This is a genomic window from Nocardia acididurans, from assembly GCF_016741815.1.
GTDB lineage: Bacteria > Actinomycetota > Actinomycetes > Mycobacteriales > Mycobacteriaceae > Nocardia > Nocardia acididurans.
The window spans coordinates 406,478-426,592 of the sequence record NZ_JAERRJ010000003.1; the positions used below are offsets into that span (position 1 = coordinate 406,478).

Consider the following 20,115-nt stretch of genomic DNA (forward strand, 5'->3'; position numbering starts at 1 on the left):
AAACCCCTTGTAGCACAGGAGAAGTGCCCTGCTCGCCGCTGCCCCGCTAACCGTCAGCCCGCAGCGGCGGACCATCGCGCGATGGTGCGGCCCGTATCGCTTCGCGGGGGTTCGTCGTAGAGCCACTCCCGGGCGAGGAGATGCCAGTTTCCGGTAGCCTCCAGTTGCCCCAGCGCGGCGTAGGTGAACAGGTCCGCGCGCCGGGAGAAGACATGTTCGGGCGGTAGCAGTTGATGCCGCATGCCCCGGAATTCGGCGGCACGCGGATCGACGGCCAGCACCACCGCGCCGGTGGCCAGTTCCGGGGTGATGGTGATCTCCGCGTCGAGCAGATGCCAACCCGCGGCCGCCCAGACGTAGTTCAGGCATTCCTCGGGGGTCACGCCCGCGTCCGGATCGATGATGCCGCGCGCGACCCACTGGTCGTAGAGGTCCCCGGCCCGATGCCCGGCCGCCGCCCGCATGGCGTACCGCTCGAATTCGACGTGCGCCGGATCCATCCGGTGGTACAGGCCGAAGTCGACGAAGGCGACCCGCCCGTCGGCGGCGAGCAGGATATTGCCGGGGTGCGGGTCGCCGCAGAACTCGTGGTCGGCGAACAGGGAGCTGATGTAGAAGCGGTAGATCAGTTCGCCGATATGGTCGCGGTCGGCGTCCGGCAACGCGCGGATTTGCGAAAAGGATTGTCCGGCAACGAATTCAGTGACCAGCACGTGGTGGGTGCAGTACTCCTCGATACTGTCGGGCACGGTGATGAAGGGGTGCCCGCGATACCGCCCGGCGACCCGGTGCTGGGTGTGCGCTTCGCGCACGTAGTCGAGTTCGCCGCCGATATTGCGCGCAACCTCGTCCAGCACGGCGGCGTCGGCGGCGCTGGGCAGCACGGATCTCCACAGCCTGCTGAAGAATTCGAGGTTGCGCATATCGGCGTGCACCGCCTCGTCCACGCCCGGATACTTCACCTTCACCGCGACCTCGCGCCCGTCGTGCAGGCGCGCCCGGTACATCTGCCCGATGGAGGCGGCGGCGATCGGCGTCTCGTCGAAGTCGGCGAACACCCGTGCCAGCGGCCCGAGATCGCCCTCGAGGACCGCGCGCATCTCCGCGAACGACACCTGCGGCGCGCGGTCCCGCAGTTCGGCGAGCTTGTCCCGGAACAGTTCCCGATGGGATTCGGGCACCAGGTCGACGTCGAGCACCGACAGCATCTGACCCAGTTTCATGGCCGCGCCCTTCATGCCGCCGAGCACGGTGACCACCTGCTGCGCCGCCTGCAGCGCGGATTTCTCGGCGAGAATCCGCCGCGCCTGTTCGGGCTGTCCGATCATCGACAGCCGGGTGCCGACGCCGCGAACGGCCTGCCCGGTGGCCAATCGCCCGAGCCGGCTCGCCCGGGACAATCGCCCGCGCGGCACACGTCCGGCCGCCGCCATAGGCACCTCCTCGAGCCCGCGTGAATCCTGTGCCGGAAAAAGTTACCGTAACTCCGAGTAACCCAGAGCACATTCGGTCATAAGATGAGCAACGCTCAGCTTTGCCGAACACCAGGAGACCCGGATGCCACCGAAGGCCGTCCGTCACCGCCGCCGCCCGACCCAGCAGCGGTCGAAGGAGACCAGGGAGCACATCCTCGACACCGCCGCGCAGTTGTTCGGCGAACGCGGGATCGCCGACACCTCGACCAACCGCATCGCGGCCGAGGCCGGGGTGAGCATCGGCACGGTCTACCGCTACTTCTCCGACCGCAGCGTCATCGTCGACGAACTGCTCGGCCGCCTGCTCGAGAACATCGAGCGTCGTTTCACCGAATGGGTGTCCACGCTGTCCCAGCGCGAGATGACGGATCTGCTGGCCGAGATGACGCAGGTGATCACCGAACTCCTGGAGGTCTTCACCGCCGAGCTGGTGACCAATGCCAAGCTGGTGCGGGCGCTGGTGGCGGGCGTGCAGTTCTACAGCAGCGGGCTGCCGGAGTTCGAACCGCGCCTGCGCCTGCTGGTGAAGGTGCTGCTGATTCAGTTGCTGGGGGCGGGCAACGACCACAAATACGATGTGATGACGTTCGTATTCATCAACACCGGTTTCGCGGCCGTGCTGCGCGCGACCGCGCTCGAGGTGGGCAGCCAGGAGCGTCAGGAGGCCATCGCCATGACCGCGCGCATGATGGCGGCCTGGATCGAGGCCGAAGCCCGGGAGGCGCAATTGGCCTCCAGCACAACGGGTTCCACACCCTGAGCCACCGGTCGGACAACGACGGAACGCGAGCCCACCGGGGGTTTCAGGGGGTGACCCCCGGTGGGCTCGCTCGCGGGCTGTACGGGTTAGAGGGAGCCGCCCCCGCCCATCAGCCACGGGTTGAAGGAGCACTCCAGTTGCGGGTGCCCCACCGGATCCAGCGCCCGCAGCGCGATCGACAGTGCGCGCGGCGAATACATCATCGTCAGGTGATCGGACAGGTCGGGCTCGCAGCCGTCCTGCAGCAGGATGTTGTTCACCCGTGCGCCCGGCCCCGCCCTCAGGAAGGTGAGGTCGTAGGGGTTGGTGACCTCGTCGTAGCGGGTGCCGACGATGGTGTAGTCGATACCCGCGACCGTATCCCCGTCGGCATTCAGCCGATTCACGAAATCGGAGCCGATGGTCTGCTGAATTCCGGCGTGGCCCACGAAGATCTCGACGAAGCCGAGGACGTCGATCCCGAAGTTGTTGATCGCCCGGCCGAGTGCGCCGATACCGTCGAGTGAGGTGCCGTGATGCGTTGCGCCGAAGGTGATCAGGTTGTGCACCTTGGCCGCGCCGCCCTCGAACTTGGTGTACCAGTTGGACATCGAGCCGCCCTGCGAATGCGCCACGATATCGACCTGCCCGGCCCCGGTGGCCGCCAGCACGCGATCCACGAAGGCGGACAGCTGTTTCGCCGAATCCTGGATGTAGCCGGTGCCCATGGTGCCGGGCAGGAACGAGCCCAGCCCGCCACCCTCGAGCAGATTGGATCGCCCGTAGTTGAAGGTGAAGGTGCAGAAGCCCGCGTCCTTGATGGGCTGGCCCATGTACGCGAATCCGTTGTAGGCGTTCATCCAGGTGCCGTGGATGAGCAGGACCGGGCGCGGATGCTCGGCGGTGGGCTTGCAGTTCCAGTCGTTGGCGCCCGGCGGGGTGGCGTCGGGGTTGAGCAGGCCGTAGCCGAAGGCGGCCAGCCAGGAGGTCATGGGCGGGCCGTAGGCCGCGGTCTCGGAGGAGTAGCCGCCCGAGGAGCCGGTGCTGGAGCCGGAGCCGCCGAAGCAGTTGCCGGAACCGTTGCCGGAACCCGCTCCGCTGCCCGAGGTGCAGGCGCTGCCCGAATCGGCAATGGGGCCAGGCTGATTCAGGCCCGCGGCGATGTAGTCGGCCAGCTGCTGCTCGGTCGTGGCCGGCGCGGGTTCGGGCGAGGCGTCGGCGCCCGTGCCGGCGAAACCGAGGGCCAGCATCGCCACCCCGGTCAGGATCGCCGCCCGTACTGTGCTGCGGCGGGAACTTCGTCTCATTGCATGCCTTTCCGTAGCCCGATGTGGGTTCGAGTTCCGCTGCCGGGGAGTGAATTCCGGCAGCGAAACCGGGCTCACGGTAGGACGGCGTGAAAGGCGCTCAGTAGGTGTGCCGGTGAATTCTGGCGCAGCTCACCATTTACCGAGTGGCATTCGGTGAACGATGACAGCAGCCGCGCATTCGCCTATTCGCGAGTTCGGTTCGGACTGTCACAAATTCGCGGTGGGCGGTGCGGTGAGATTTCCAGAAAACGGGGGGAATTCCCCGTGTGCGCGGGTCGCCGAAGAATCATTGACCATCCGGTGATCATGCCGGATCCCTCTCGCGTGGCAGTTCTGGAGTTCCCGTGCGCGACTTCGCATTCACCCGTCCGTCCCGGTGGTTCCGCACAGCGGCCGCCGCCACCGCGCTGTCCGCCGCACTGCTCACGACCAGCACGTCGTCGGCGGTCGCGGAGCTGCCCGTTCCCCACGGCCCGGACACCGCCATCGTCATTCTCGGCTACGGTCTGCTGCCCGACGGCGGTATGCGCCCGGAGCTGATCGAGCGCCTGAGCGCGGGCTATGTCTCGGCGCTGGTGTCGCCCGCCTCCCCGATCATCGTGACCGGCGGCAATCCGCAGGCCGATGTCACCGAGGCGCGGGCCATGGCGGATTGGCTCACCGCGCGTGGCATTCCGCCCGAGCGCGTGCATCTCGAACCGGACGCCCGCTCCACGGTGGAGAACGCCGAACTGTCGGCCGCGGTGATGGCCGAGCTGGGCAGCCACGACGCCGTCCTGATCACTTCGTCCGACCACATGCCCAGGGCGGTGGCCACCTTCGCCGCCGCCGGCGTGCGGGTGACCGACACCTGCACCCCCGACGACCTGCCGTACACGGCGCTGTTCACCCCGATGCCGTAGTGGCACACCGAAATCCGGAGGCAAGGACCATGAGTAACACAGTTCTGAGCGCGGGCGCCGAGCAGGCCCGCGCGCTGGTGGGGCGCAGTTACCGATGTGCGCGGCCGTTCGTGGTGGAGCGCAGCCGAATTCGCGAGTTCGCCCGCGTCGTGCAGGCCTACCATCCCGCGCACTGGGAGGAATCCGCCGCCGCGCGACTGGGTTTCGAGACGATCATGGCTCCGCCGACCTTCGCGGCCCTGGTGTGGCAGCAGGTTCGGCGCGAGATCCTGGACACGGTGCTGACCGGGTACCGGCTCGATCGCATCGTGCACGTGGACCAGACCCTCGACGTGGGCCGCCCGCTGCTCGCGGGCGATGTGCTGACCTGCGACGTCCACTTCGAATCCTTCCGGCACTTCCACGCTTTCGACGTGCTGACCATCACCGGGGTGCTGCGGGACCGGCACGGCACCCCGATCCAGTCGGCCTCCACCGCCCTGCTGGCGCACACCGGGGAGCCGGGGGCCACCTCCGCCCGGGATTCCGGGCTCGGCGCGGTCCACGCTCCGGACGCCGATCCACCGCTCGCCGATACGCTGCACAGCGCGGCGCTGCTACGAGATCGCCTGCCGCGCACCCGCGTCGACTTCGACCGGCTCGCGGCCGATACCGAACTGCCCACCCTGGGCGTTTCGATCCAGGCCCGGGATCTGGCGAATTACGCACGGGTCGTGGGTGATCCGCCCGCCGCCGGTCCCGATCGCGGGGCCGCGGGCGGCAGGCCCGCACTCATCGCACCGGGCATGCTGGTGCTGGGTCTGGCCGCGGGCTACGTCACCTCCTGGACCAGCGATCCCGCCGCGGTCACCAAGTACCGCGCCGAATTCGCCAACCAGGTCCACTATCTGGCGGTGCCGCGCGCCGACACCGCCGATATCGAATTCAAGGGCCGGGTGATCGCGTGCGATCGCCGCCGCCGCACCGCGACCGTCACCATCGACGCACGGTCCCAGGGCCGCAAGCTCTTCGGCTACGCAAGCGCCGAAGTCCGCTTCGCGCCCTCACTCCCACGCTGAGTCAGTCCGTCCGGCCGTCGAGCTCCCGCACGATCAAGGCGGCTCGCGCGCGCGAAATCCCCTCGGGGCAGCCGAGATCCAGGCCGGAGAGCCGATGGATGCGGCGCAGGCGGTGGGTGATGCTGTTGGGGTGGACATCGAGGCGGCGGGCGGTTTCCATCCGGTCCAGCCCGGCGTCGAGAAAGGTTTGCAGGGTCAGCAGCAGCCGGGGGTCGGCGCGGATGGGGGCAAGCAGGTCGGCGAGGTGTTCGCGGGCGGGGCCCGGCCGGGAGAGCTGATATTCGACGGCGAGGTCGGCGAGGCGGTACATGCCGGGCGGGCGGCCCAGGGCGTGTACCAGTTCGAGCAGTTCGTGGGCGCGGGCCGCCAGATCGGGGATGCGATCGGTGGACCCGGACAGCACCACCGCGGTCAGCGGGACACCGGCCGCCAGCGAGAGGATGCGCAGCCCGTCCGCGCTCACGCTGAACGCGCCGGGCAGTTCGGCCCCGCCGTTGTCGTCACAGGGCACCAGGATCGTGCCCCCGGCCGTGGTGAGCAGTGACAGCGCCCGCGAGCCCAGGACCGAGGCGGATTCGGCCTGTACCCGGCGCAGCCGCCGCAGCGGCGCACCCGGATGCGAATCGTCCGGCTCCGGCGCCGGGATGCTCAGCGCCACCACCTGATACTTCGAGGCCACGGTGATGCCGGTGCGCCGGGCCAGCGCGGACCGGCCGTGCCCGCTCAGCAGGGCGGCGATGAGGGTCTGTGCGGCCGTTTGATGCTGGCGCGCCACCAGCCGGTACTCCTCGACGAAGGCCGAGGTGGTGGCCATGGTCACCGTCTGCAGCACGCGCAGCAGGAGTTCGGCCCGGCCGGCGGGGACCGTGCCCTGGGTGGGCGGTTCGGCGGCGGCCAGTGCCAGGCCGTCGCGGACGGCCTCGTGATACTCGAGCAGTACCCGGTCCAGCCCGAGGCCCTCGCGCGCCCAGGCGGCCGCCGCGGCCGCGACCTCGACCATCCACCGGCCCTGTGCCACACTGTCGTCCGGGAAAAGGGATACCAGCCGGGCGGCGAATTCCGCGGGGTCGGCGGAAATTCCGGGATCGGTGACGGTGCTTCCGTTTGCGGCGGTACTCGTCGAATGGCGAATGGTCAAGGCGCCCTCCTTATTTCGGCATCAGGCTAGGAGTCGGAGGGCAGTGCTCCCGGAAACGCCGTTCATATTCGGAGAATTCACATATTCGACTGCGCGTAACTGTGGTCGCTGAACGTGCGCGCGATGAGCGCGGATCGCAGTTGCCACAGTCCGGATGTGGCGGTGGGGTCGAATCCGGTGAGCTGGCAGATGCGTTTCAATCGGTAGTCCACGGTGTTGGTGTGGATGTGCATGATGCGCGCGGTGCGCTGCCGGTTCAGATTGTTCCCGATATGAATCTGCAGCGTCTGCAACAGCTCCGGATGGTCGTCCAGCGGATCCAGCAGCGCGCCCAGGGTTTCGCGACCCGGGCCGGGCCGGGTGAGCTGGTATTCGAGGGCCAGGTCGGCGAATCGGTACAGTCCCGGAACGCATTCCAGGCGCTGCACCATATCGAGCAGTTCGTGCGCGCGATCCGCCGCGGAGGGCACCTCGGCCGGGGTGGCGACGACCAGGGCGGCGTGCACGGGGACGTGCGCCGCCGCCGACAGCTGGGCCACCAGTTCGTCGAGCTGCGCGTCGGTCCGGTCCGCGGCGGGGACGAGGATGGTTCCGCCGTCCACGCTCAGCAGGGCCAGCGCGCTGTCCCCGCAGCGGGTGGCGAGTTCGGCCTGCAGCCTGCGCAGTTTGCGCCGGGCCACCACCTTGCCGTCCAGCATGGGATGGCGCTCGTCCGGATGCTGTGGAACAGACAGCGCCAGAACACAATACGAGTCGGCGAGTTCGATACCGCATTCCCGGGCCATGGTCGAGGTGGGATGTCCGCCGAGCAGGGCCGAGGTGAGCGTGTGCACCGCGGTGTGGTGCTCGCTCACCACCGCCTTGTGCTCGCGCACATAGGCGCGCGCGACGGTCGCGTTGATGGTGTCGAGCATGTCGACCACCAGTTTGGCGGCGTCCACCAGACTGTCGAAGTCCTGCGGCGTCGCATTCGAAACGATAAGTCCCAGACCGATTTTGAACCCCTCGTGCACCGCGTGCAGGACGACGTCGATCGGCACGCCCTCGCGCGCCCACCCGGCCGCGGCGTCGGCCAGCCGGCCGGTCTTGGCCGGGATGTCCTCGCCGTCGAGCATGCTCACGGCCAGTTCCAGGCAGATGCGGGTGATGGCGGTGACATCGCCGGAGATGATGTCACCGGGCAGGGTGGCGCACGGGACGACATTGTCGATGAAATGCCCCACCAGCTGCCGCGACAGCGCTCGGACATCCTGCAGCGGCATGGACATCGGCCTGCCGGACACGGTCAGTCCCGTGCGGAGTGCTCCCTCGGTTGTCATCGTCGACTCCTTCCGATCCAGACATCATCGGTGGAGTTCGAACTCTAAGATGATCGAGTACTCACCTTCTACTCTCTTTCGCGGCCGAACCCGCAAGATTGCGAATCAGCTTCTTCACCTGCGGGAAGACCTTGGGCGAGCGGCATTCACGCACGCGGAGACGAGATCATGGGAGAGAGTCGCTCACCTTTTCCACCGCCGGGTTCCACAAGGCCGCCGCGCGGCCACCAGCACCGGTCGCCGAGCAGCGCCATGGCGGCGGGCACCAGCAGGACGCGCAGCACGGTGGCGTCGATGAGCAGCGCCGCGACCATGCCGTAGGCGATGTACTGCATCATGAGCAGATCGGAGAAGGCGAACGCGCCGACCACCACGAGCAGCACCGCGGCCGCCGCGGTGATGATGCGCCCGGTGCTCGCCGTCCCCCGCCGCACCGCGTCGACCGTGCACGCGCCCGCCGCCCGCGCCTCCGCGATGCGGGAGAGCAGGAATACCTCGTAGTCGGTGGAGAGGCCGTAGATCACGGCGGTGACCACGATCAGGATGAGCGCCATGATCGGTTGCGGGGTGAAACCCAGCAGGTACGCGCCGTGGCCGTCGATGAAGATCCAGGTGAGGATGCCCAGGGTCGCTCCGAGGCCGAGCAGGTTGAGCAGAGCCGCCTTGATCGGCAGCACCAGCGAGCCGAAAGCCCCGTAGAGCAGCACCGTGGTGGCGGTCAGCACCAGCAGCAGCATCCACGGCAGCCGAATACGTAAGGCGTGCAGGGTATCCCGTTCGACGGCGGGTGAACCGCCGACCAGCAGGACGGTGCCCGGCGGGGTGGCCAGCGCGCGCAGGTGGTCGATGGTCGCGCCGCTGTTCCGGGGATCCAGCAGCGGAGCGGCGGTGGTGAAGACGTCCGGGTGCGTGCTGCTGCGCTGCGGAACGGTGAACGAAACGGCAAGGCCCGGGGCGTGATTCGCCTGCTGCCACACCGTTCCGGCGGAGCGCGGGTCCGCGGTGCGGATGACGAGCTGGATCGGATCGATGCGCCGCAGCGGGAACAGTTCGTCGAATTCCTCCTGCGCGAGCCTGGTCGGATGCTCGGGCGGCAGGAACCGCTCGCTGATGCCGCCGAAGCTGATGCCGGTGACCGGCACGATCAGCAGCAGCAGTCCGGCGCAGGTCGAGATCAGTACGGCCCGTGGATGTTTCACCACCCAGCCGATCATCCGATCCCATCCGGCGGCGCGCACCGAGCCACGGAACCATCGCACGCCGAGCAGGTCCACTCGGCGGCCGAGCAGGGCCAGCAGCGCGGGCAGCACGGTGATCGAGGTCAGGGCCGCCAGCGCCACCGTCACCATCGCGCCGAGCGCGAAGGAGCGCAGGAAGTTCTGCGGGAAGACGAGCAGGCCCGCACTCGCGGCGATGACGATCCCCGCGGAGACGACCACCGTGCGCCCGGCCGTTACCACCGACCGCCGCACGGCCACGCCCACCTCGCCGTGCTCGGACAGTTCCTCCCGGAAGCGGCTCACGACGAAGAGTCCGTAGTCGACCGCTAGGCCCAGTCCGATCATCGAAACCACCGGCGAGACAAAGGAGTTCACCTCGGTGACGATCGTGACGGCGCGCATGACGCCCCATGCGGCGAGGACGGTCAGCCCGCCCACGAGCAATGGCAGCGCCGCGGCGACCACGCCGCCGAAGACCACGAACAGCAGCACCGCCACCACCGGGATGGCGAGCAGTTCCATTCGCCGCTGATCCTCGGCCATGGTGTCGTTCAGCGCGCCGCCGACGGCCTGCCCGCCCGCGACCCGCATATCGACGCCCGGCAGCCGGAACTGCCCGGCGACCGCGCGGTAGTTCCGCATGAGCGTCGTATCGTCGTCGCCCGCTATCGCCACCGAGGCGAAGGCATACCTCCCGTCGGCCGTTCCGAAGACAGACCGTTGTGCCACACCGGTTTCCGTGGCCCAGTAGGCGCCGTTGATCTTCGTGATCCGGTCCGGGTACCGGCGCGGGAGCTCGTTCAGGTAGCCGGTGACCACGCGCGCGAACTCCGGTTCGTCGACCGTCGCGCCCTCGGGCGCGGTGAACAGCAGCAGCACATCGCCGGTGTGATCGCGTCCGAAGGCCGCCTGGTGCAGCCGCGCCGCCCGCACCGCATCCGATCCGGGATCGTCCCAGCCGCCAGAACTCAGCCGGTCCGGCAGGCCCAGCCCGTATCCGCCCAGGGCCAGCAGGGCGGCGACCAGCACCCCCAGCACCAGGCGACGCCGCCGGACCACGAATTCTCCCCAGTATGCGAAACCGTTGACCAACGATCGACTCCCAGCGCGCGTAGATCGGCCGATGCTACGGACAGTCGGACCGGATGAATTGCCGGGCAGGCCAATTCGTGGTCTTTCACAGCTGCCGGATCGCAATGTTGTGCGGTCGCGCAGGATTCGTTTTGTGATCTGCGGAATAGGTTGCCGCGCAACTACTATCGGCGCACCGAGCCATGTGACCCCATTCGGAAGGACCCGCATGTCGGATATCGCCGTCGTCGGGATCGGCTGCCGTTATGCCGGCGGAATCGATTCACCCGAGAGTTTCTGGGAATTCGTCGTCGAGAAACGTGACGCCGTCGTGGATATTCCGGCCGACCGGTGGGATTATCGGCGCTGGTACGACCCGGACCGGCGCACGCCCGGCCGCAGCTACACCCGGCGCGGGGCGTTCCTGACCAGCGATCCCTGGGAATTCGATCCCGACTTCTTCGGCATCTCCCGCCGGGAGGCCACCGGTCTGGATCCACAGCAGCGGCTGCTGCTCGAGGTGACCTGGGAGGCGCTGGACGACGCGGGCGTCGCCGGGCGCGCGGCGGGTGCGGCGGTCGGTGTGTATGTCGGGGGCTTCGTGGTGGATCAGTCGGTAGTCGGCGTCGTCGGCCCCGCACTCCCCCACGTCGATATGCACACCGCCGCGAGCGCCTCCTACACCATGCTCTCCAATCGAATCGCGCACGCGCTCAACCTGACCGGACCCGCGCTCACCGTCGACACGGCCTGTTCTTCGTCGCTGGTGGCGGTGGATCTGGCCTGTCAGTCGCTGCTGCGCGGCGACTGCGGGGTGGCGCTGGCGGGCGGAGTGAACATCATGCTGCAGCCGGAGACCTTCGTCATGATGTGCAAGGGCGGCTTCCTGGCCGCGGACGGGCGCTGCAAATCCTTCGACGCCGCGGGCGACGGCTACGGGCGCGGCGAGGGCGGCGGCATGATCGTGCTCAAGCGGCTCGAAGACGCGGAGCGTGACGGTGACCGCGTGTACGCGGTGATCAAGGCGAGCGGCACCAATCAGGACGGACGGACCACCGCGATCACGGTGCCCAATGCCGTCTCGCAGGAGTCGCTGGCCCGGACCGTATGCGCCCGTGCGGGATTGGATCCGCGCGCGATCACCTACGTGGAGGCGCACGGCACCGGGACGCCGGTCGGCGACCCCATCGAACTGCGGGCGCTCGGTCGCGTGTACGGCGCGGTGCCGGGGCGCGACGGCACGCTCGGCGTCGGTTCCCTCAAGGCCACGCTCGGCCACACCGAGGCCGCGTCGGGCGTCGCGAGCGTCATCAAATCCGCGCTGGCCATCCGCCACCGCACGATCCCGCCGCAGGGCTGGTTCGACACGCCACATCCCGATATCCCCTTCACCGAACTCAACCTGCGCATACAGCTCGACGCCGAACCGGTCGGGCCGGAGGTCGAGCGAATGACCATCGCCGTCAATGGATTCGGCTACGGCGGCACCAACGCGCACGTGATCCTCCAGGAGTACACGGCGCTGCCGCGGCGTGAGGCCACGCCGCAGCAGCACTCCGAGCTCCGGCAATCGGAGGCGTCCCAGACCTCCACCGGCTCCGGTCACGCGGCCCGCACCGAGCCTCGGCACTTCGGCGTACTGCCGATCTCGGGACGGAGCCCGGCCGCGGTACGGGAGATGGCGGGGCGCTTCGCAGACCTGCTGGCGGCGGGGGCCGTTCCGGGCCGCCAGGCGGAGGCGGCGTGGACGCGTATGGCGCATCACCCGTTCCGCACCGGGGTGCTCGTCGGGGACGACCTGGTGCGGGAACTGCGTCGCTATGCCGCGGGTGACGGGCGCGACGTCGTGCGCACGGTGGCGCGCCGGGTCGCCGAGCCGGTGTTCGTGTTCTCCGGCATGGGCCCGCAGTGGTGGGGCATGGCGCGTGAACTGCTCTGTGCCGACGGCGCTTTCGCGATCACCGCGCGCCGGGTGGACGCGGCCTTCCAGGAGGTGTCCGGGTGGTCGATCATCGACGAGCTGCTGCGCCCGGAGGAGGAGTCCCGAGTCGGCGCCACCGAGGTCGCCCAGCCCGCCAACTTCCTGGTGCAGGTGGCGCTGGTGAGCGCGCTCGCCGAACTGGGGATCGCGCCGGCCGCCATTGTCGGGCACAGCGTCGGCGAGGTGTCGGCGGCCTATGTGGCGGGCGTACTTTCGCTCGAGGATGCCGTGACGGCGGCCTACCATCGGGCCCGGTTGCAGGCCACCACGGCCGGTTCCGGTGGCATGCTGGTCGTCGGGCTCGGCCTCGAGCGGGCGCGGGCGCTGATCGCCGACGACCCGCGGGTGGATATCGCGGCGAGCAACAGCCCGAGTTCGGTGACGCTCTCCGGGGAGGTGGACCGTCTCGACGAGATCGCCGAAAATCTGACCGATGACGGTGTTTTCGCGCGCAGGCTGCGGGTCGAGGTGCCGTATCACAGCCGTCTGATGGATCCGATCCTCGACGAATTGCGCACCGCCCTGGCCGATCTCACTCCGCAGCGCCCGATCGTGCCGCTGTACTCCACCGTCACCGGCGCGGTGGTGACCGAGGGCGACTGGGATGCCGAGTACTGGTGCGCCAATGTCCGTCGGCCGGTGCGGTTCTCGGCGGCGATCAGCGCCCTGATCGCCGCGGACAGCCAGGTGTTCCTGGAGGTCGGTCCGCATCCGGTGCTGTCGGGCAATATTCGGGAAATGCTGTTGGGCGCGGGCGATACCGGCGTCACCGTGGCGACCCTGGACCGCAAGCAGCCCGATTCGGAGAGCCTGCGCCGCACTCTCATCGGGCTCTACGGTGCGGGCGTGCTCGATCCGGAGGTGCTGTTCCCCGCCGACCGCCCGGCCACCCCTCATCTGCCGCTCCCCCGCTATCCGTGGCAGCGCACCCGATTGCATTCCGCCCTACCGCTTTTCGAACAGCTGCGCTTGGGCACGCCCGGCGGGCATGCCATGCTGGGCGATCCGGATCTGGAGGGCAGGCCCGGCTGGCTGCTGCAGATCGGTTCGGAGAATCTGCCGTGGGTGCCCGATCATGTGGTGGCGGGTGCGCGAATCCTCCCCGGCGCGGCGTATTTGGACGCGGCACTGAGTGCGGCCGCCGCCCGGCTCGGCGGCACCCGGGTGGCGCTGGAGGGTGTGCGCTTCGTCGCGCCGCTCATCATGGCGGCCTCGGATGTGCCGCTGCTGGAGACCGGTGTCGAGGATTCCAGCGGCCGCTTCCTGATCCGCTCCCGGGGCGCGACCGGTTCGGTGTGGACCGTCAACGCCACCGGCCGCCTGCAGACCGGCAGCTATGAGGACACAAAATGTGCTGTGCCCGAACTGGATTCCAACATCGAGTTCGATCCTGAGCTCTTCTACGCCGCACTGGCGGCCCGCGGCCTGCAGTACGGTCCCGCCTTCCGCCGGGTCATCGGCGTGCGCGCGAGCGCCGACACCGTGGTGGCCGAGGTGGACGGTTCCATCGCCGCCGATTCGGGACATCTCGCCCATCCCGCCGTGGTCGACGCGGCCATGCAGACCGTCGCCCTGCTGTTCGCCGACGCCGCGCTCGGCGAGGGCGCGCTGGTGCCGGTCGGTGTGGACGGGGTCCGCCTGTTCGGCCCGCTGCCCGAGCGCGTCACGGTGGTGGCCCGGCGCGCGGCTGCCCGCTTGTGCGCCGACGTGGATCTGCTCGACGACGACCATAACCTGTGCCTGCGACTGGTCGGGGTCCGGCTCGGCGCGCTGAATCCCGGTGCGGGCCCGCTGCATCGGATGGTCGACTTCTTCTACGCCGACACCATGGAGCAGCGCGAGCCGCTCGACCCGGGCTCGCTGCCGCCCGCCGGCCAGACCGCCACCCTCGTGGTCGCCCTGGGCCCCGCCCGCTACGCCGAGCGCCTCGCGGCGGTCCTGGTCGGCTCCCGCCACCTGCGCGCCGACCTCCTCGAAACCACCCTCGAGGAGGAAATCAGCACCCAACTGCGGGCTGCCCTGTCCGGACCCGAGGTCAGCAGGGTCCACGTCGTCGTGGTCGCACCCGGCCGTATGGACAGCCCGGCGGCCGAAGCACAGGCGCATGCCGAACACCGGCCGGGCGACCGGAACCGAGACGCGGCCGAGGTTCGGACGGCGGTCGAGATCGACGATCCAGCCGCGGGCTCCCTCGACGATCTGGCGGCGCTGTGGCTGTTGAAGCGCGTTGCTGTCGCGGTGGCGGACTTCGCGGCCTCGGTCGAGGACGCCGAAGCGCTTGGTCCCGAGGAGGGGCCGTGCCACGCCACACTCGTCACCGAACACGCCTTCACCCTGCCGGGGAGCGCCCACATCCCGGACTCCGCGCACGCCGCCCTGGCCGGGGCACGGCGGGTCCTGCTCAATGAACAGTTGCGGCTGCGCTGGCGGCTCGTCGACACCGAACCGGATATGGCCCTCATCGACCTGATCACCGAACTCGCGGTGCCGGGCGCGTTCTCGCTCGACAACACCGACGAGGTGCTGCTGCGCGGCGGGGTGCGCTGGGCCCCGGTGGTGACCCGGCCGCTGCAGGAGCGCGTGGACGCACTGGAAACCGCTGCGCCGCTGGATGATCCGGAGGCCAACTTCGCGTTGGAGTCGCCGCGGTCGCGGCTGCTGTCGGCCCTCGCGTGGCGGCGCGGTGAGCGGCCGGATCCCGGCCCCGGCGAGGTCGAGGTCCGGATGCGGGTGATCGGCATCAACTACAAGGACCCACTGAAGGTGATGGGGATCCTCGGCGAAAAAGAGCTGGCGGCAACATTTTTCGGTACCGCGCCCGGTATGGAGGGCGTCGGGACCGTGGAGCGGCTCGGTCCCGGTGTCACCGGCGTCGCGCTCGGCGAGGTGGTGGCCGTGGCCGCCAAGGATATGATGCGCCGATTCCGGATCGTGAACGAACATCTGGTCATCCGCCTGCCCGCCGGTGCGCCACCGGAACTGTGCACCAGCACAACGGCATTCGGCACCGCCGAATACGCGCTGCACGATCTGTCGCGGTTGCGCGCGGGCGAGACGGTGCTGATCCACGGTGCGGCGGGCGGCGTCGGCTCGGCTGCCATCCAGGTCGCGAAAACCCTGGGGGCGCGCATCATCGGCACCGCGAGCACCGCGGAGCGGCGCGCGCACATTCTGGCACTGGGTGCGGACCACGCGCTGAACTCCCGTTCGCTCGACTTCGCCGACGAGGTGCTGGCGCTCACCGACGGTTCGGGCGCGGAGGTGGTGCTCAGCACCGCCCCCGGCGAGATCCTGCGCCAGAACTTCAAGGCGGTAGCCGAATTCGGTCGCATCATCGAGGTCGGCAAGGCCGATATCTACACCGGCGGCCTGCTGGAACTGGCCAACTTCGACAAGAACCTCACCTACCACTCCATCGACCTGGACCGCATGTGCGCGGTCCGCCCGCTGCAGCTGGCCGAACTGCTGCGCCGGGTGTACGACAAGATCCAGTCCGGCGTCTACACCGCGCTGCCCTATGAGGAGTTCGAAACCCACGAGGTGGCAAAGGCTTTCGACGAGGTCATTCGCTCCACCCGCACCGCCCGGGTGGCGCTGCGCATGGACGAGGCCGCCCCGCCGGTGCGCCCGCTGCTGCCCGAGGTCGATATCGACTCCGCCGCGACCTATCTCGTCACCGGCGGGTTCGGCGGCTTCGGGCTGGCCACCGGCCGCTGGCTGGTGAGCAAGGGCGCGCGGCGGCTGGTGCTGGTGGGTCGCAGCGGTGCGGCCACCACCGCGGCCCGCCAGCAGATCGCCGCGTGGCGCACCCTCGGCGTGACGGTGATCGAGGAGACCGCCGACGTCACCGATGCCGCCGCGGTGGCGGATGTGGTGACGCGGGCACACGGGGCCGGGGCGCTCGTCCAGCGCGGTGGCGACGCCGCCGGTCCGGAAGATGCCGCGCGGCACCCGCTGCGCGGCATCTTCCATGCCGCGGGCGCGGTATCCGACAACCGGATCTCCGCCATGGATCACGATCAGCTGGCCCGGGTGTACCGGCCCAAGGTGCACGGTGCGCGCGCCCTGCACCGGGCGGTCACCGCGGCGGGCATCGAGCTCGACATGTTCGTGCTGTACTCCTCCGGCGGCTCCATGTTCGGCATCTTCGGCCAATACAACTACTGCGCCGCCAATGTCGCCGTGGAGGCGCTGGCCGAGCGGTGGACCCGCGAGGGCATACCCACCACCTGCATCGGCTGGGGTCATATGTCCGGGGCGACCGGCGGGATGGCCGCCGAGGAGAAGACGTCGAAATATTTGGATCTGGTCGGCTTCGCACCCATCGACATGGCCGACGGCACCGCGTATCTGGAGCAGTCCCTGCGGCTGGGCGTGACCCGGGCGGCCATCATCCCGACCGACTGGGGCAAGCTCACCGCCGCCTTCCCGCAGATGGCGCGCACCGGACGGCTGACCGGCCTGGTCGCCTCCTCGGTGCGCGACAATTCCGCACTGGCGCAACTGAAGTCGGAGCTCGCCGCCCTCGAGGAGGGCAAGCGCGGCCAGGCTGTGGCGCGCATGATGGCCGATCAATTGGCGGTGGTCATGGGGGTCTCGCCGGAGTCCATCGACCTGACCGTGCCGGTGCCCGAACTCGGCCTGGATTCGCTCATGGCCGTGGAATTCGGTGCGCGCGTGGGCAAACAGCTCGGCATCGAACTGATGTCGCTGCAGATGGGTCGCTCCTTCAGCCTGCAGCAGGCCGGGCCGAAGGTGGCCGAGCTGATCCTGGCGGCGAACGAGCCGATCGGCGCGCGACCGTGACGGAGATCGCGGCCCGCGCCCCCGTGGAGCGGGCCGGCGGCGAACTGGGCGCGTGGCTCGCCTTCGGCGGCTGCCTGATCGCGGTGTTCATGCAGATGATCGACGTGACCATCGTGAACACCGCACTGCCGAGCCTGACCGCGGATCTGGGCGCGTCGGCGCAGGCGCAGCTGCTGGTGATCTCGGGTTACTCGCTGGCCTTCGCCTGCACGCTGCTCACCGCCGCCCGGCTGGGTGAGCGGGCCGGGCGGCGGGCGCTGTTCCTCGGCTCGGTCGTGGCCTTCACCGCCGCCTCGGTGTGGTGCGGGATCGCAAGCAGCGCAACAGAACTCGTCCTCGCGCGGGTGGTGCAGGGCATCGCGGGCGCGGGGATGGCGGCGCAGACCATCGCGATCCTCACCGCCACCTTCCCGCGCCGCAGGCACAGTCTGGTGTTCGCGCTCTACGGCGCGACGGCGGGATTCGCGGGCATGCTCGGCCCGATTCTCGGCGGCACACTGCTCACGCTGAATCCCTTCGGCCTGGGCTGGCATTCGGTGTTCCTGATCAATCTGCCCCTGGGCCTGTTCGCCTTCGCGCTCGCACTGCGCTACCTGCGCCTGGGACGGCCGCGGCAGCGGACGCGGCTGGATCTGGGCGGCGCGGCGCTCTCGACCGTCGCTCTGTTCGCACTGCTGTTCGCCCTCACCGATATTCACCAGCACGGCTGGCATCCGGGCGCGATCGCACTGCTCGTCGCCGCGTTCGTCTGGGGTGCGGTGTTCCTCGCCCAGCAGCGCGGCGAAACCCGCCACGGCGGCCGTCCGCTGCTGCGCTTCGATCTGTTCGCCGACCGCGGCTTCGCCATCGGCGCACTCCTGGTGACCGTATTCTTCGGCCTGTTCACGGCTTTCGTCTTCGCCGTCTCGATCACCCTGCAGGAGGAACTCGGCTTCTCCGCGTGGCGCACCGGCCTGCTGATGACGCCGTTCGCCCTCGGCGCGGGCGTCGGCGCACTCGCCTCCCCATTCCTGGTGCGGCGCTGGGGAGTTCGCATGCTCGCCGCCGGAATCACCTGGTACGGCATCTGTATCGCCATCGGCGCGGTCTATCTGCGCATGACCGCGGGCGATATCAACCTCCCCCTGGCCGTCGGCCCGATCTTCCTGTGCGGGCTCGGCGTCGGACTCTTCGGCGTCCAGTTGCAGCCGCTCATGCTGGCCAACCTGAATCAGCGGCAACTCGATGCCGCGTCGGGCCTGCTGCCCACCATCGAACAGATCGGCAACGGTCTCGGCCTGGCACTGCTCAGCGCCGCGTTCTTCCGCAGCCACACCCTGCCCGACAGCATCACCATGTTCGGGGCCATCGCCGTGATCGCCATCGCCATGGGCGCGTTGACGCTCGCCATGCCGGGCGCGGCACCCGAGGCGCGGCAGGAATCGGCGGAACCGCAGCCGTCCGCACCGCAGCGCGAATCCACGGTGACGCCGATCGAGCCGCAGCACGCGACGCAGTCCACCCGCGCAGTACAGCCATGACCGTCAAGGCACACGGTCCGAGCCCGGTCGGCATGTCAGGCAGTCCGCGGGCCTTCGCCTGGCGGGAGGTGGCGGCGGTGGCGGGGCTGGCCGGGGCGCTGTTCCTGCTGCGGCTCGAGCGCTACGAGATCGGCGGGGACGAACTGTATTTCGTGGCCGCCGGGCATCGCCGGGCGTTCGGGTACGCCGATCAGGGTCCGCTGGTTCCGCTGCTGGCCGCACTCTCGGACACCATCGCTCCGGGTTCCCTTGTGGCGCTGCGCCTTCCAGCGGTGGCGGCCACCGTCGCGGCGGTGGTGCTGAGCGCTCTCATCGCCCGCGAGTTCGGTGGCGGGCGGGGTGCGCAGGTGCTCGCAGCACTGGCCTACGCGGCCACTCCGGCGGCGGTCATGCAGGCCGCCATGCTGAGCACCTACGCGCTGGATGCGACGCTCACCGCCCTGCTGGTCTGGCTGCTGATCCGCTGGGTGCGAACCCGGCGCGACCACCTGCTGCTGCTCGCCGGACTGGTGGCCGCACTCGATTTCCAGGTGAAATGGCTGAGCCCGGTGGTGTGGGCGGGGCTGGCGGCGGCGGTGGCGCTGGTCGGGCCGCGCGACATGCTGCGGCGGCCGGCCTGGTGGCTCGGGTGCGCGCTGTTCACGCTCGCGGCCGTGCCGACCCTGTGGTGGCAGCACGCGAACGGGTGGCCGCAGCTGGCCATGGGCGCGGTGGTGCGCGCCGAGCAGCTCTCCACCAGCGGCGGCGTGGCGGCCATGCCCTGGCAGGTGCTCCTGGTGACCGGGCCGATGGGTTTGCTTCTGCTGGTGGGCATGTGGGCAGGGCTGCGTTGGGAACGGTTGCGGCCCTACCGTTTTCTGGTGCCGGTGGTGCTGCTCGGCTTGATCGGCATCCTGGCGGCGGGACTGCGGCCCTACTTCGTGGTGGGCGCGCTGCCCGGCCTGTTCGGGGCGGGCGCGGCCTATCTGGCCTGGCGCGGAGCGGGTTCCGGGATTCGGGCCGTCGGGCTGGCCGCCACCGGCGTGGCCGTCACCCTGACCGTGCTGGCCGTCGTCGCACTTCCGCTCCCGGAGTCCCGCTTGCGCCCGACCGACACCTATGCGCAGATCGATTGGCGCAGCAGACTTTTCGGACCATCCGGGTGGGACGACCTGGTTGCCGTCACCGCCGAAGCCCACGAGCGCCTGTCGGCGCAGGAGAGCGCCGATCTGGTGATCGTGACGCAAAGCTATTGGCAGGCAGCGGGACTCGAATACTTCGGCCGCCACCTGCGACTGCCCGCCGTCTACAGCCCGAATCGGGGCTACGGCTATTTCGGTCCGCCGCCGGACACCGCCGCCTCCGTGCTCTACATCGGCGTGGAGGACCCGAGCACCGGACTGGGCGTGGAGTTCGGCGACACCGACGAGCTGGCCCGCATCGACCGGCCGCTCGGCTTTCCCGGCGTGAATCGCCATGTGACCGTGTGGCTCTGCCGCGACCCACAGCTCCGCTGGTCGACCGTCTGGCCGGGTCTGCGGACGCTGCGCCTGGTTGACGGCACCGCCAATTGACAACGCCGGGTACGGCATCGCAC

11 protein-coding genes are annotated in these 20,115 nt (G+C 69.5%); 6 read left to right on the top strand and 5 right to left on the bottom strand.

What is annotated here, in order from left to right; genetic code table 11:
- Window positions 1–53: 53 nt before the first annotated feature.
- A complete protein-coding gene (locus tag JK358_RS09885; RefSeq protein WP_201945885.1) occupies window positions 54–1,433 on the bottom strand; it encodes an ABC1 kinase family protein in 1,380 nt (459 codons plus the stop codon).
- Between the two features lie 124 nt (window positions 1,434–1,557).
- On the opposite strand from JK358_RS09885, the gene JK358_RS09890 reads away from it, so the two are divergent.
- Window positions 1,558–2,235: a TetR/AcrR family transcriptional regulator gene (locus JK358_RS09890; RefSeq protein ID WP_201945886.1), complete on the top strand. Its 678-nt coding sequence runs from the start codon at window positions 1,558–1,560 to the stop codon at window positions 2,233–2,235.
- A gap of 86 nt (window positions 2,236–2,321) precedes the next feature.
- Here the strand turns inward: JK358_RS09890 and JK358_RS09895 are convergent, their stop codons facing one another.
- Complete coding sequence (locus tag JK358_RS09895; protein ID WP_201945889.1) at window positions 2,322–3,521, bottom strand: esterase/lipase family protein; 1,200 nt, start codon at window positions 3,519–3,521, stop codon at window positions 2,322–2,324.
- A 347-nt stretch (window positions 3,522–3,868) separates the two neighbouring features.
- Between JK358_RS09895 and JK358_RS09900 the strand changes: the two genes are divergently transcribed.
- Window positions 3,869–4,426: a YdcF family protein gene (locus JK358_RS09900; RefSeq protein ID WP_307817424.1), complete on the top strand. Its 558-nt coding sequence runs from the start codon at window positions 3,869–3,871 to the stop codon at window positions 4,424–4,426.
- 29 nt (window positions 4,427–4,455) lie between these two features.
- On the top strand, window positions 4,456–5,484 hold the full coding sequence (locus tag JK358_RS09905; RefSeq protein WP_201945892.1) for an FAS1-like dehydratase domain-containing protein: 1,029 nt from the start codon (window positions 4,456–4,458) through the stop codon (window positions 5,482–5,484).
- 1 nt (window position 5,485) lies between these two features.
- On the opposite strand, the gene JK358_RS09910 is transcribed toward JK358_RS09905, so the two are convergent.
- From JK358_RS09910 to JK358_RS09920, 3 genes are all read right to left on the bottom strand, one after another.
- Complete coding sequence (locus JK358_RS09910) at window positions 5,486–6,622, bottom strand: PucR family transcriptional regulator (RefSeq protein ID WP_201945894.1); 1,137 nt, start codon at window positions 6,620–6,622, stop codon at window positions 5,486–5,488.
- Window positions 6,623–6,699: 77 nt separating this feature from the next.
- Window positions 6,700–7,941 carry a PucR family transcriptional regulator gene (locus tag JK358_RS09915; protein WP_201945896.1) on the bottom strand — a complete coding sequence of 414 codons (1,242 nt, stop codon included), beginning with the start codon at window positions 7,939–7,941 and terminating at the stop codon, window positions 6,700–6,702.
- 146 nt (window positions 7,942–8,087) lie between these two features.
- Window positions 8,088–10,220 (bottom strand): MMPL family transporter, encoded by a 2,133-nt coding sequence (locus JK358_RS09920; protein WP_307817425.1) that lies wholly within the window; start codon window positions 10,218–10,220, stop codon window positions 8,088–8,090.
- A 241-nt stretch (window positions 10,221–10,461) separates the two neighbouring features.
- Between JK358_RS09920 and JK358_RS09925 the strand changes: the two genes are divergently transcribed.
- Genes JK358_RS09925 through JK358_RS09935 form a run of 3 tightly spaced genes read left to right on the top strand, consistent with a single transcriptional unit; the run spans window position 10,462 to window position 20,092 of the window.
- Window positions 10,462–17,019, top strand: a complete 6,558-nt coding sequence (locus JK358_RS09925) for a type I polyketide synthase (protein WP_201945901.1) — start codon at window positions 10,462–10,464, stop codon at window positions 17,017–17,019.
- On the top strand, window positions 17,016–18,539 hold the full coding sequence (locus JK358_RS09930) for an MFS transporter (protein ID WP_307817427.1): 1,524 nt from the start codon (window positions 17,016–17,018) through the stop codon (window positions 18,537–18,539). Before JK358_RS09925 ends, JK358_RS09930 begins: the two co-directional genes overlap by 4 nt.
- Window positions 18,536–20,092, top strand: a complete 1,557-nt coding sequence (locus JK358_RS09935) for a glycosyltransferase family 39 protein (protein WP_201945903.1) — start codon at window positions 18,536–18,538, stop codon at window positions 20,090–20,092. The genes JK358_RS09930 and JK358_RS09935 overlap by 4 nt, the downstream gene beginning before the upstream one ends.
- Window positions 20,093–20,115 lie beyond the last annotated feature (23 nt).

Excerpts from the sequence above, each read along its gene's own strand:
- JK358_RS09895 (WP_201945889.1), bottom strand. The coding sequence starts at position 3,521 with ATGAGACGAAGTTCCCGCCGCAGCACAGTACGGGCGGCGATCCTGACC.
- JK358_RS09935 (WP_201945903.1), top strand. The coding sequence starts at position 18,536 with ATGACCGTCAAGGCACACGGTCCGAGCCCGGTCGGCATGTCAGGCAGT.
- JK358_RS09905 (WP_201945892.1), top strand. The coding sequence starts at position 4,456 with ATGAGTAACACAGTTCTGAGCGCGGGCGCCGAGCAGGCCCGCGCGCTG.
- JK358_RS09885 (WP_201945885.1), bottom strand. The coding sequence starts at position 1,433 with ATGGCGGCGGCCGGACGTGTGCCGCGCGGGCGATTGTCCCGGGCGAGC.
- JK358_RS09915 (WP_201945896.1), bottom strand. The coding sequence starts at position 7,941 with ATGACAACCGAGGGAGCACTCCGCACGGGACTGACCGTGTCCGGCAGG.
- JK358_RS09925 (WP_201945901.1), top strand. The coding sequence starts at position 10,462 with ATGTCGGATATCGCCGTCGTCGGGATCGGCTGCCGTTATGCCGGCGGA.
- JK358_RS09890 (WP_201945886.1), top strand. The coding sequence starts at position 1,558 with ATGCCACCGAAGGCCGTCCGTCACCGCCGCCGCCCGACCCAGCAGCGG.